Origin of the sequence: Blautia sp. Marseille-P3087, assembly GCF_900120195.1 — a bacterium.
GTDB lineage: Bacteria > Bacillota > Clostridia > Lachnospirales > Lachnospiraceae > Blautia_A.
Map to the genome: position 1 here is coordinate 1,800,632 of NZ_LT635539.1, position 14,370 is coordinate 1,815,001.

Annotated in this window: 9 protein-coding genes; 2 read left to right on the forward strand and 7 right to left on the reverse strand. The window is 43.6% G+C overall.

Annotated features, from left to right (window positions below; genetic code table 11):
* Positions 1–12: 12 nt before the first annotated feature.
* Complete coding sequence (gene rpsG, locus BQ7344_RS08635; RefSeq protein ID WP_044925146.1) at positions 13–483, reverse strand: 30S ribosomal protein S7; 471 nt, start codon at positions 481–483, stop codon at positions 13–15.
* Between the two features lie 169 nt (positions 484–652).
* A complete protein-coding gene (rpsL, locus tag BQ7344_RS08640; protein ID WP_005423305.1) occupies positions 653–1,069 on the reverse strand; it encodes a 30S ribosomal protein S12 in 417 nt (138 codons plus the stop codon).
* Positions 1,070–1,344: 275 nt separating this feature from the next.
* On the opposite strand from rpsL, the gene BQ7344_RS08645 reads away from it, so the two are divergent.
* Positions 1,345–1,674 carry a hypothetical protein gene (locus tag BQ7344_RS08645; protein ID WP_072522258.1) on the forward strand — a complete coding sequence of 110 codons (330 nt, stop codon included), beginning with the start codon at positions 1,345–1,347 and terminating at the stop codon, positions 1,672–1,674.
* A 16-nt stretch (positions 1,675–1,690) separates the two neighbouring features.
* A complete protein-coding gene (locus BQ7344_RS08650) occupies positions 1,691–2,773 on the forward strand; it encodes a serine hydrolase (RefSeq protein WP_072522259.1) in 1,083 nt (360 codons plus the stop codon).
* Between the two features lies 1 nt (position 2,774).
* Here BQ7344_RS08650 and BQ7344_RS08655 read toward each other — a convergent pair whose 3' ends face one another.
* The 5 genes from BQ7344_RS08655 to rpoB all read right to left on the reverse strand — a co-directional run bounded on the left by BQ7344_RS08655 (position 2,775) and on the right by rpoB (position 14,338).
* Positions 2,775–4,007, reverse strand: coding sequence for a hypothetical protein (locus BQ7344_RS08655; protein ID WP_072522260.1), 1,233 nt, complete (start codon positions 4,005–4,007; stop codon positions 2,775–2,777).
* Complete coding sequence (locus BQ7344_RS08660; RefSeq protein ID WP_072522261.1) at positions 4,004–4,828, reverse strand: PP2C family protein-serine/threonine phosphatase; 825 nt, start codon at positions 4,826–4,828, stop codon at positions 4,004–4,006. Before BQ7344_RS08660 ends, BQ7344_RS08655 begins: the two co-directional genes overlap by 4 nt.
* A 13-nt stretch (positions 4,829–4,841) precedes the next feature.
* On the reverse strand, positions 4,842–6,566 hold the full coding sequence (locus BQ7344_RS08665; RefSeq protein WP_235816081.1) for a serine/threonine-protein kinase: 1,725 nt from the start codon (positions 6,564–6,566) through the stop codon (positions 4,842–4,844).
* 201 nt (positions 6,567–6,767) lie between these two features.
* Positions 6,768–10,463 (reverse strand): DNA-directed RNA polymerase subunit beta', encoded by a 3,696-nt coding sequence (rpoC, locus tag BQ7344_RS08670; RefSeq protein WP_072522262.1) that lies wholly within the window; start codon positions 10,461–10,463, stop codon positions 6,768–6,770.
* A 17-nt stretch (positions 10,464–10,480) separates the two neighbouring features.
* Complete coding sequence (rpoB, locus tag BQ7344_RS08675) at positions 10,481–14,338, reverse strand: DNA-directed RNA polymerase subunit beta (RefSeq protein WP_072522263.1); 3,858 nt, start codon at positions 14,336–14,338, stop codon at positions 10,481–10,483.
* Between the last annotated feature and the right edge of the window lie 32 nt (positions 14,339–14,370).

The window sequence follows — 14,370 nt, forward strand, 5'->3', positions numbered from 1 at the left end:
TTTCCTCCTTGATTAGAAACGATAGTGAGCAAATGCTTTATTTGCTTCAGCCATCTTGTGCATATCTTCTTTCTTCTTAACAGATGCGCCTGTGTTGTTCATTGCATCCAGAAGCTCGTTTGCAAGTCTCTCCTCCATAGTCTTCTCGCCTCTTTTACGAGAATATGTGGTGAGCCAGCGAAGAGCCAGTGCCTGACGTCTGTCTGCTCTTACCTCGATCGGAACCTGATAAGTAGCACCACCGATACGTCTTGCTTTTACTTCGAGAAGTGGCATGATGTTGTTCATAGCCTCTTCAAAAACTTCGATAGCTGGTTTGCCAGCTTTTTCTTCGATTCTGGCGAATGCGCCGTATACAATCTTCTGAGCGACACCCTTCTTACCGTCTAACATGATGTTGTTGATAAGTTTGGTAACCACTTTGTTGTTGTACATCGGGTCTGCCAGAACGTCTCTTTTCTGAGTATGTCCTTTACGTGGCACGTTACTTCCCTCCTTAATCAAAATGATTAAATCATCGGTACTCACTATTAAAACTAAGGTGTTCGCACTGGTAAAGTCCTATATTTAACCCGCAACCGACAGGGTATATGGAATACCGTACAATATTTATAGTTATAAGTGAATCTTCGATTGATTACTTTTTTCTACTTTATTTTTTCTTAGGTCTCTTAGCACCATATTTGGAGCGGGCCTGTTTTCTGTTTGCTACACCTGCGGTATCCAGTGTACCTCTGATGATGTGGTATCTGGTACCAGGTAAGTCCTTAACACGACCACCACGGATAAGAACAACGCTATGCTCCTGAAGGTTGTGACCTTCTCCTGGGATATAGCTTGTTACTTCGATTCCGTTGGAAAGACGAACTCTGGCGATCTTTCTAAGAGCTGAGTTAGGTTTCTTAGGTGTTGCAGTTTTAACTGCTGTACAAACTCCACGTTTCTGTGGTGCAGACTGTTCAACAGCTTTCTTTCTTAAAGAGTTGAATGTTCTCTGCAGAGCCGGTGCTGTAGATTTCTTTACAGCTGTCTGACGTCCTTTTCTTACTAACTGGTTGAATGTTGGCATTCCATTTCACCTCCCGATAGATTTCTCCATGGTTTACCATGGGGTTGCGCGGTTGCTATTGTCAAATGAATAAATATTGCGCACAAAAAAACAGCGTTCCTATTGCACGCTTGCTCATTATATCCTGTAAAAATACGGCTGTCAAGCCATTTTACAGGATTTTTTCTTTATTTTACGATTTTATGATGATTGCTTTTTGTGCCCACTCTTATTATAATAATAAAAACAAATTTACACTTTATCATTTTACTTCTATATTATAAGAAAGGATTTTTATGAAAAGAAAATTCAGCCTGTCGGCAGTCCTTCTGTTTATCACCGTTCTTCTGCTCATAGCCGGCATATTTTTCATTGGTATCCAGACCAGAGGACAGCTTTTGGATACCCGAAAACAGTTCGAAACTTTCGTCTCTCAGATCAATAAAGAACAATATACGCTGACCGAAGCGCAGGCCTCGTTTGACACCGCCATCCAGAGCAAAAAAGATCTACTTAATTATTATGAAAAAAAATCCTCACCAAAGCAGCCTGCTGTTCAGGAGCATATGGATTCCGACGAATCATCTGCCGATGTTCCGACTTCTGTATTCAGTCAGGTAAATTGAAGAAAGGACCACTCTCATGAAAAAACAAAAACAAAACCGCCCTTCATTTCTCTATGCGGTCATTATTTTTCTTGCACTTGTCATTCTCGCACTCGGTGCACTGACACTCCATTCTCTGCGTGATCTGATTGATCTGCGTTCAAAAGTTTCCGGACTTCAGACAACTGTGCAGGAGCTTTCCGATGCCTCCGCCAACCTCGTGAAACAGGCACAGGAACTTGCCGGTCTGAATGACCAGCTCAGTAATGTAGCTTCTGACACTGATGCTACCGGTGCCTCCGACTACACAAATCAGGATTCACAGGAAGAAGGCACACTTTCACCATCTCACGCATCTTCTTTCACTGATTCCACGGATGAAAGTCTGGATAACCTGCTTTCTCAGCTTAAGCCATTGCTTCCGCAAGATAACGGCACATGGTCTGTATATGTGTGCAATCTTATGAAAAATACAGAAGGCACCATTGACGATCAGCAGATGCAGGCCGCAAGCCTGATCAAACTTTTCATCATGGGTGCCGTCTATGAAAATTTTGATTCACTTTGTGATACATACGGAGCTGACTCCATCAACAATTATCTGAATCCTATGATTACCGTAAGTGATAATGATGCCGCCAACACTCTTGTCAACATGCTCGGATACGGTGACGATTCCGCAGGTATGAATGCTGTAAACAACTTCTGTCAGTCTCATGGATATACCAGTACTTCCATGGGCAGACTCCTTCTTCAGGACAATACCTACGGTGATAACTATACTTCCGTCAGTGACTGCGGCCACTTTCTGAAAGAAATCTACCAGAGTAATGCAGGTACCACCGATACTACACTTTCTCATACGGATGCTATGTACTCTCTTCTCAAAATGCAGGAAAGACGAAATAAAATCCCTGCGAATCTTCCGGAAGGTGTAAAAGTTGCCAACAAAACCGGCGAGCTCGATGATGTTGAAAACGATGCCGGCATCATATACAGCACTGCAAAAGGCATTGATCTGGCCGTTTGCTTTATGTCACAGGATCTCACTGATTCCGGTGCAGCCCAGGCATCCATTGCACAAGATGCAAGGCTTATCTATGGCTATTACAACGAGTAAGTTATGAAATATCCTTCTTGTCTTCTTCATAGGACATCTCCCAGATATCTGCAAATACTGCCAGCGGACAGTCCGTGAGAAGACACATCAGAAGGAAACACTCATACGGATTTACAATGTAAATCTCACTCATACCACATTTGTGCAGAATTTCCTGAATTTCTTCCAGAAAATGATGATACCGGTTATAAGGATCATCATCCTGCATTTCCTGCGACACGATAAAAAATTCGAGAGTGATCAGGTCAAATCTTTCTACTGGAAATTTATGATTCAGAATACTGTTGATTCTCTGTCTGCTGAAACGTTTCTGGCTAAAGTGCTTTGCCAGAATTGAAGCCGACATTTTCTTTAAATTTCCCATCTTATTTACAGGAATTCCGCTGCAAATAACTTTTTCCACATCGGAATCCGTGATATCTGAAATATTCCACACTCTATTTCTGGACTTTTCCTCTTCATCCCCCTGATACATACGGGCAATAATTTCTTTTGACTTTGTGAGCAAGCGTACAAACTCCTGAAATGCCTGACTTTTTTCGGACATCGGATCATCTGTCCCTGCCTTCACATATGCAAGGTATGCCAGAAGTTTTTCTTCTGTGTCCAGACAAATTTTCCCGGAATACACCTGCGGCGCATCTGTATAGTTTGCATCCGGCTGAAGTTTCTCATATTTTTTCTTTAATTCTTCTGCCTTATGGTAACCAAACTGTTTATAATAACAATACCAGTAGATCACCTCATCCGGATTATGGAAATCAAAATCCTGTTCCCTCAGTACACGGGTCAGAAAATCCGATACATCTTCCACGCTCATCCGCAGTCCGAATCCAAGAAGAAAAACGGTCTCACGTTTAACAGAAGCCTGCGTCAGCCAGTTATTTGCAAGCGACGTAAGCTTCGTTGAAGTCGGATTCATAGATTTCGGCGTACATGTTTCATGGAAAGATTCCACTACAATATCCCGGTAGATATCCTGTGTCACCTCATTGTATGGTTCTTCCAGCCCTGCACGCTCATAAATGTATCGTTTCAGATGATCTCCAAAAGAGACCAATTCCATTTCTTTATATAAATAATGAAAAATTACATCCGCATCTTCATCTTCAAATCCGTCGAGGCTGACTACCTGTCGGAATCTCTGCGCTGCCTTTCTCGTGAATTCAAAGTCCTTTACAGAGTCAAAAGCAACCGTCTGTTCAAAGTCAAGATCCTGCATTCGATTTTTCATGATATATCACCTTCATGTCTTTTTAACTGGTTCCACATACGTTTCCACCAGTTTTCTTTTTGATTCATTACCTCACATAAAATTACAGTAATATTGTCCCTGCCGCCTTTTTTCAAAGCACGTTCAACCAGCACCTGAACAGTTTCTTCTACCGGAATCTCCCTTGTAAAAATATCTGCGATCTCACCATCAGACAGCATATCCGTAATCCCATCCGAACAGATCAGATATCGGTCACCTTCTACAACAGGATAACTGGTCAAAGATGGCGCCAGTTTCAGATCTTCTTCCTGCATTCCCAGATACTGCGTAAGTGGAGCCTTACCCAGAAAATGTCTGCCTAATGTATGATCCTCGGAAATCTGTCCGAATTTCTCACAGTTGCTTCTGTATATCCTGCTGTCCCCAAGATTGCAGCCATAAATCATATCTTCGCCAAATGCAAGCATTGCTGCAGTTGTTCCCATGCTGTCGATTCTGTTTTCTGTCCCATAATCACATACTGCCTGATTCATTTTTTCACAGGCTTCAAGCAAAAACTGCTCTCCCTCTCTACCTATACGGTCTTTTTGTTCTTTATAATGCATTCCACAGGATTCTGCTGCAAGAAATGCAGCCATTTCACCGCAGCTCTCACCGCCCATTCCGTCAAATACCGCCATTACCGGAAGTTCCGATTGTTTCCTGCAGCCGCTTTGAATATGGCTCATTCCCTGATTTTGCGCATTCAGAAATTCACCGCAGCACCAGAAATTATCTTCATTATTATTACGTATCTTTCCGATATGACACGTATATGCATATTTAATCTGATATGCCATATTCTACCCTTTCTTATGATTCAGTGTTATTTTCAGTTGAAAGATTCAGCTGATTCTTATATTCTTCTGCGAGATTCCAGTACTTTTCTCCACGACTCTTGTATTCATCATTGTCAGTTTCGTTATCATGACAGCGGTTCTTTTCATCGATCCAGCGTACTAATTCGCCATCATCATAATAATAACGGTCAACCTTCTGTTCTCTGTCTTTCAAAGTACTCAATGTATGGCTATCCGCCCATATGTAAGCAAAAAACAACTCATCGTCCCAATAGTAATACTCCTGATAATACCCGTCCTTTGACATAGAAGGATAGATCAGAACCTTCATCAACTGAACATTACCATCATCAAGTTGTTTCAGATAGCTGATCTTTCCCTGATCTTCTGAACCGATCCAGCTGTAATCATTCAGGTTATCACTGATTTCTGTAGCCTGAGCCTGAATCTTCTCCAGAGTCTCCTGAAGCTGTTTGTTCTCTGCAGTCTGAACTGTTTCTGTTACGGATTTTTTCAGTTGCTGTAGTTCTGCATTTGCCCTGAGCATCCAGATAAATACACCGATAATTACGCATACAGCTATAAACATGATCAGAACTGCGGCTACCAGTGGATCAAATTTTTTGCGTTTCTTTTTCGCTGGTTTCCTCTGTGGAACACTCTTTTTTAACTCTGAAACTGTTGCCTGTTTCTGTACCGGTTTTCGGACTGCCACAGTTTTTTCGAAGTTTTCTCCCGGCTGCTCTGTCGTCCCATCCATAATTTTGGCCGGATGACTGGTCTGTTTATGTTTGTGCTGACTGTGTTTTGGCGAAATATCTTCACCGGCTTTTACACGTTCCAGTGCTTCCCGGAACTCTTCTGCTGTCCGATACCGTTCATCGCGGTCATAAGCACATGCTTTCAGGATCACTTCGCTCAAAACCTTATCTGCCTGCACCGGCATCGGCAATTCTTCTCCGGACATCCTTCGATTGAGCGCATTTTCTTTGTCATGGTATGTAATCAGCTGCTTTTGCAGACTGATAAAAGGCAGTCTATTATGATTGCAGAGTTTATATAAAACAATTCCCAGTGAATAGATATCTACCCTGGCATCGTATTCTTCGCCTTTATACATCTCCGGGGCCATATAGGAAAATGTGCCTTTTTTAGATAATCCGCTCATCGACCGGTCCAGTTCACGGGCAATTCCAAAATCTCCCAGTTTGAATTCGCCAAATCTCGATACAAAAATATTCTCCGGTTTGATATCGCGATGTATGATATTCTGGCACTGACAATACTCCAGTGCTTTACAAAGATCTATTCCAAGGCGGATCACATCCTCTTCTTTCAGTGGATTCTCCGCACAATACTCCATAAAACTTGTAAGATATTCCATTCGGATAAAAATATCCCATCCGATGTCATCCAGATATTCCACTACTTTGTAGTCTTCAACGGAAACAACATAAGAATTTCCACGGAAGTATTCCATTGTACTGACTTCCTGAATGCACTCATCAACAAGTCCCTGGAAGTACTCCTTCACTGACTGTTCATTTGGACTTTCAGAGCGAACACTGCTCAGCTCGCCCTGATTTGAGGGGATTGTGATGACTTTTATTGCAGAATAAAATGTTGTTCCCTGCTCCGTCCGGCATGCCTTATAAACTTTACCAAAAGAACCTTCGCCGATTTTTTCAACAATTTTCCATTCCGGCCACACAGATACCGGCAGATGTTTGTCCATCATTCCCCTCCCTTCCTTCTTGAAATTTCTTTTCATTTATAATCTCTCATATGCTCCTAGTATAGCATGTCCACCTTTCTCTGTCTGTAATTTTCGATATTTTTCCAGATTTTTTCATACAATATTTATAAGAGCTTCATAAAGAATGATTTGCTGACAAAAAAGCCCCAACTGTACCGCAGTACAGTTGGGGACTCTATATTTTTACTCTTCTGTTGTATCTTCTGTCGGCTCTTCGTCCACATCGTCCAGAATTTCTTCATCAGCATCATCCATTGTGAGGAGTTCTTCATCTTCTGGAAGTGCTTCTGCAGTTTCTTCGGACTCTGCCGGTATTTCTTCCGGCATCCCGGTATCAAGCTGAATATCTCTGTAACGTTTCAGACCTGTTCCGGCCGGAATCAGCTTACCAATGATAACGTTTTCTTTCAGACCTACAAGATGGTCTACTTTACCTTTGATTGCTGCTTCTGTCAGAACCTTAGTTGTCTCCTGGAAGGATGCTGCTGACAGGAAGGACTCTGTTGCCAGAGATGCCTTGGTGATACCAAGCATAATCTGTTTTCCTTCTGCAGGTGTCTTTCCTTCTTTTTCGAGTTTTTCATTGACTTCTTCAAATTCAAGAACATCAACAAGTGTTCCCGGAAGGAAATCTGTATCTCCGTTTTCTTCGATACGGATCTTCTTCAGCATCTGGCGAACGAGAACTTCGATATGTTTATCGCTGATCTCAACACCCTGCAGACGATATACACGCTGTACTTCACGAAGCATGTAATCCTGAACTGCACGAACGCCTTTGATTCTCAGAATGTCATGTGGGTTTACGCTACCTTCTGTCAGCTCATCACCAGCCTCCAGAACCTGTCCGTCAACGATCTTGATACGTGATCCGTAAGGAATCAGGTATGTCTTAGAATCGCCATTTTCCGGATTTGTAACGATAATCTCACGCTTTTTCTTAGTGTCGTTGATTACAGCAACACCAGGGATTTCTGTGATGATAGCAAGACCTTTCGGCTTTCTTGCCTCGAAAAGCTCCTCAACTCGAGGAAGACCCTGTGTAATATCTCCACCGGCTACACCACCACTATGGAATGTACGCATGGTAAGCTGTGTACCAGGTTCACCGATAGACTGAGCTGCTATAATACCAACAGACTCACCAACCTGAACTGCTTCACCGGTTGCCATGTTTGCACCATAACATTTCGCGCAGACACCAACCTTGCATTTACAGGTCAGAATTGTACGGATCTTAACTTCATCGATCGGACCACCATTTGCGTTTACGCCCTCTTTCATAATACGGGCAGCACGTTTTGGTGTGATCATATGGTTTGCTTTAACAAGGACTTCACCATCTTTGTTTGTGATCGTCTCGCAGGAGAAACGTCCTGTGATACGCTCCTGAAGGTTTTCGATTTCCTCTTTGCCATCCATGAAACCTTTGACATACATACCGGAAATCTCGTCTCTGTTTTCACAGCAGTCGGTTTCACGAACGATCAGTTCCTGAGAAACGTCAACCATTCGTCTGGTCAGGTAACCGGAATCGGCTGTACGAAGCGCTGTATCGGACATACCTTTACGAGCACCATGCGCAGACATGAAGTATTCCAGTACTTCAAGACCTTCACGGAAGTTTGATTTGATAGGAAGTTCGATCGTATGACCGGTTGTATCAGCCATCAGACCTCGCATACCTGCAAGCTGTTTGATCTGTTTGTCGGAACCACGGGCACCAGAGTCAGCCATCATGAAGATGTTGTTGTATTTATCAAGACCATTCAGAAGTGCTTTTGTAAGCTCATCGTCAGTCTTCTTCCATGTTTCAACGACTTCTTTATATCGCTCTTCTTCGGTAATAAGACCACGTTTGTAGTTCTTTGTGATCTTGTCAACGATATTCTGTGCATTCTGGATCATCTCTGGTTTCTGAGGCGGCACAGTCATATCGGAAATGGATACAGTCATTGCAGCACGTGTGGAGTATTTGTAACCGGTAGCCTTGATATCATCAAGAACTTCTGCTGTCTTTGTTACTCCGTGTGTATTGATGACTTTTTCCAGAATCTGTTTCAGCTGTTTCTTACCTACCAGGAAATCAACTTCAAGGAGAAGTTCATTGCCCGGGATGCTTCTGTCTACGAATCCAAGATCCTGCGGAAGGATTTCGTTAAACAGGAAACGACCAAGTGTAGATTCTACGATACCTGTCATTTCTCTTCCGTCTGCCAGAGTTCTTGTGCAGCGAACTTTGATTTTTGACTGAAGAGTGATAACTTTATTTTCATAAGCAAGAATTGCTTCGTTTACGCTCTTGAAGAACTTACCTTCTCCCGGATTTCCAGGTCTTTCCTGTGTCAGATAGTAGATACCAAGGACCATATCCTGTGAAGGAACGGCTACCGGACCACCATCTGAAGGTTTCAGAAGGTTGTTTGGTGAAAGCAAAAGGAAACGGCACTCTGCCTGAGCTTCCTGTGAAAGCGGAAGATGAACAGCCATCTGGTCACCATCGAAGTCAGCGTTGAACGCGGTACAAACGAGTGGATGAAGTTTGATAGCTTTACCTTCTACAAGGATCGGCTCAAATGCCTGGATACCCAGACGATGCAGTGTAGGTGCACGGTTCAGCATAACCGGATGTTCTTTGATGACATCTTCCAGTACATCCCATACTTCCGGCTGAAGCTTTTCAACCATTTTTTTAGCATTTTTGATGTTGTGTGAAGTTCCGTTTGCAACGAGTTCTTTCATAACGAAAGGTTTGAACAGCTCGATTGCCATTTCTTTCGGAAGACCACACTGATAAATCTTAAGTTCCGGTCCAACAACGATAACAGAACGTCCGGAGTAGTCAACTCGTTTACCGAGCAGGTTCTGACGGAAACGTCCGGATTTACCTTTCAGCATATCGGAAAGAGATTTGAGGGCTCTGTTTCCAGGTCCTGTTACCGGACGGCCACGACGACCGTTGTCGATCAGAGCGTCTACTGCTTCCTGAAGCATACGTTTTTCGTTACGCACAATGATATCCGGTGCGCCCAGCTCCAGAAGACGTTTCAGACGGTTATTACGGTTGATGATTCTTCTGTACAGGTCATTCAGGTCAGATGTTGCAAAACGTCCACCATCAAGCTGTACCATAGGACGCAGATCCGGCGGGATAACCGGGATTGCGGTCATGATCATCCATTCCGGACGGTTTCCTGATTCGCGGAAGGACTCTACTACTTCCAGTCTCTTGATGATTCTGGCACGTTTCTGTCCTGTAGCATCAACCAGTTCAGCTTTCAGCTCTGCAGCGTCTTTTTCGAGGTCAATTGCTTTGAGCAGTTCCATAATAGACTCTGCACCCATTCCTACACGGAAGTTGTATCCGTATGCTTCACGCGCATCCTGATACTCCTTCTCTGTAAGAACCTGTTTGTACTGAAGTCCGGAGTCTGCCGGATCCAGCACAATATAGTTTGCAAAGTATAAAACCTTTTCCAATGTTCTCGGAGAAAGATCAAGGATCAGTCCCATTCTTGACGGGATTCCTTTAAAATACCAGATATGGGATACCGGAGCAGCAAGCTCAATGTGTCCCATACGTTCTCTTCTGACAGATGCTTTTGTAACTTCTACACCGCATCGGTCACAGACAACACCTTTATAACGGATCTTTTTGTATTTACCACAATGGCACTCCCAGTCCTTGCTTGGCCCGAAAATTTTCTCACAGAAAAGTCCGTCCTTCTCTGGTTTCAGAGTACGGTAGTTAATGGTTTCCGGTTTCAGTACCTCACCTCTGGACCATTCTCTGATCTTCTCAGGGGACGCCAGTCCGATCTTGATGGCATCGAAAGTCATTGGCTGATATGTTTCATTGGCTGTGGTTGTTTCTGCCATGTATTCTTTCCCCTTTCTTACTTGTCGTCTTCATCATCATAGGATTCGTCGAAATCGATGAAATCATCTTCTTCGTCCTCATCCTCTTCAACATCTACGAGTTCTTCACCTTCGAATTCCTGCTTTGTATAGCCATGTTTACCGAAGGATTCTTCTTCTCTGTGATGTCTGCTGTCGCCTTCGATTACGGAACGAAGATCTGTATCGCCATAATCTACGGACTCGAGTAAATGTACTTCTGTATTGTCATCTTTGAGAACTTTGACATCAAGTCCCAGAGACTGAAGTTCTTTTAACAGTACCTTGAAGGATTCCGGAATTCCCGGTTCAGGGATATTGTCACCTTTGATGATTGCTTCGTATGTCTTCACACGACCAACAACATCATCGGATTTAACGGTCAGGATCTCCTGCAGTGTATAAGAAGCACCATATGCCTCCAGAGCCCAAACCTCCATCTCACCGAAACGCTGTCCACCAAACTGAGCTTTACCACCCAGAGGCTGCTGTGTTACGAGTGAGTAAGGACCTGTAGAACGTGCATGGATCTTATCATCAACCAGATGATGCAGTTTCAGGTAGTGCATGTGTCCGATTGTTACACGACCGTCGAAATACTCGCCGGTACGTCCGTCACGAAGCTGTACCTTACCATCTCTGGAGATTGGAACGCCTTTCCACAGTTCTCTGTGGTCTTTGTGCTCGTCAAGATATTCCATGACATCAGGAGCAAGTGTATCCTGATATTTTGCACGGAACTCTTCAAAGTCTTCAATATTTACATAATCATTTGCCAGTTCCAGAGTATCCTGAATATCAATTTCGCTTGCACCATCAAATACAGGTGTTGCAACGTTGAATCCAAGAGCTTTGGCAGCAAGACTTAAGTGGATCTCAAGGACCTGACCGATGTTCATACGGGAAGGTACACCCAGAGGGTTCAGTACAATATCCAGCGGACGTCCATTCGGCAGGAATGGCATATCTTCAACAGGGAGTACTCGTGAAACGACACCCTTGTTACCATGACGACCAGCCATCTTGTCACCAACAGAAATCTTACGTTTCTGAGCAATATAAATACGTACTGCCTGATTTACACCAGGGGACAGCTCATCGCCGTTCTCTCTTGTAAATACTTTGGCATCTACGATAATACCATATTCACCATGAGGAACTTTAAGGGAAGTATCGCGGACTTCTCTTGCTTTCTCACCGAAAATAGCACGCAGAAGACGTTCTTCTGCGGTCAGTTCTGTCTCGCCCTTAGGAGTAACTTTACCGACAAGAATATCACCGGCACGAACTTCTGCACCGATGCGGATGATACCACGCTCATCCAGATCTTTCAGAGCATCATCGCCGACACCCGGAACATCTCGTGTAATCTCTTCCGGTCCGAGCTTTGTATCTCTGGCTTCTGCTTCATATTCTTCAATATGGACAGAAGTGTAAACATCGTTCATTACCAGTCTTTCACTTAAGAGGACAGCATCCTCATAGTTGTAACCTTCCCATGTCATGAATCCGATCAGTGGGTTCTTACCAAGGGCAAGTTCACCATTCGCGGTAGAAGGACCATCTGCGATAACCTGACCAGCCTCTACATGCTCACCCTGGAACACGATTGGTTTCTGGTTGTAGCAGTTGCTCTGGTTACTGCGAAGGAATTTGATCAGATGATAATCATCTTTTGTTCCGTCATCGTTTTTGATCGTAATATCAGTAGATGTGGAACGAAGAACAGTACCGGATTTCTTTGCAAGTACGCAAACACCGGAATCGACTGCTGTCTTTGTTTCCATACCGGTTCCAACTACAGGAGCCTCTGTTGTAAGAAGCGGCACTGCCTGACGCTGCATGTTGGATCCCATCAGCGCACGGTTAGCATCATCGTTCTGCAGGAACGGAATCAGCGCTGTAGCTACAGAGAATACCATCTTAGGAGATACGTCCATGTAGTCAAACATACGTTTTTCATATTCCTGTGTTTCTTCACGGAAACGACCGGATACGTTCTTATGAACGAAATGTCCTTCTTCATCCAGCGGCTCGTTCGCCTGTGCTACATGATAGTTATCCTCTTCATCTGCTGTCATGTAAACAACTTCTTCCGTTACGACCGGATTTGCCGGATCTTCTTTATTGATTCTGCGATATGGAGCCTCGATGAATCCATATTCGTTGATTCTTGCATAGGATGCAAGGGAGTTGATCAGACCGATGTTCGGACCTTCAGGTGTCTCGATCGGGCACATACGACCATAGTGAGAATAGTGGACATCTCGTACCTCGAATCCTGCTCTGTCTCGTGACAGACCGCCAGGTCCCAGTGCGGAAAGACGTCTCTTATGTGTCAGCTCACCAAGAGGGTTGTTCTGATCCATAAACTGTGACAGCTGAGAAGAACCGAAGAACTCTTTCACTGCTGCAGTTACAGGTTTGATATTGATCAGGGACTGCGGAGAAACATTCTCTGTATCCTGAGTTGTCATACGTTCACGTACAACTCTTTCCAGTCTGGAAAGACCGATACGATACTGGTTCTGAAGAAGTTCACCAACAGAACGGATACGACGGTTGCCCAGATGGTCGATATCGTCATCATGTCCGATTCCGTATTCCAGATGCATATTGTAGTTGATGGAAGCAAGGATGTCTTCCTTTGTGATATGCTTCGGAATAAGGTCATGGATATCTCTCTGGATAGCAGCTTTGATATCCTCAAGATTATCATTTTCTTCCAGAATCTTTTCGAGTACAGGATAGTATACTAATTCTGTAACACCTAAGTCTTTCGGATCACAGTCAAGATCAACATGCGCAGTGATATCGACCATCATACTGGAAAGAACTTTGATCTTACGTTCTTCACCCTGAATCCATACGAATGGTACTGCTGCATTCTGAATCTTGTCAGCAAGTTCAACTGTTACGTTGGTTCCTTCTTCTGCAAGGATTTCTCCTGTAGACGGATCCACAACAGTCTCACCAAGCTTGTGTCCGACAATACGTTTGTTAAAGTGAAGTTTCTTATTAAATTTATAACGTCCAACTTTGGCAAGGTCATATCTTCTCGGATCGAAAAACATTGCCATGATAAGGCTCTCAGCGCTCTCTACCGCAAGCGGCTCGCCCGGACGGATCTTCTTATATAATTCAAGAAGACCTTCCTGATAGTTGGTAGATGTATCTTTTGCAAAACTTGCGAGGATTTTTGGCTCTTCACCAAATAATTCTACGATTTCTGCATTGGTGCCGATACCAAGGGCACGAATCAGCACAGTGATCGGAACCTTACGGGTTCTGTCCACACGTACATAGAAGACATCATTGGAATCAGTCTCATATTCCAGCCATGCACCTCTGTTCGGAATAACGGTACTGGAAAATAATCTCTTACCAATTTTATCATGTGCAATCGCATAATAGATACCAGGGGAACGCACCAACTGGCTAACGATAACACGCTCAGCACCGTTGATAACAAAAGTACCTGTCTCTGTCATTAACGGAAGATCTCCCATAAAGATCTCGTGTTCGTTGATTTCCTCTGTTTCTTTGTTAATCAGTCGCACGCGAACCTTCAAAGGTGCCGCGTAAGTTACGTCACGTTCTTTGCACTGTTCGATGGTGTATTTTGCATCTTTTGCATCGTACGTGAAATCGATGAATTCCAGGCTGAACTTTCCGCCATAATCCGCGATCGGAGAAATATCATCAAACACTTCTTTGAGGCCCTCATCGAGAAACCACTTATAGGAATCTTTCTGGACTTCAATCAAATTCGGCATTTCCAGAACTTCTTTTTGTCTCTGGTAGCTCATGCGCATGCTTTTTCCAGTTTTTACAGAACGAATTCTGTTTTTTTCCATTGACGTTTCACCCCTGTTTTTTTATTTATTTT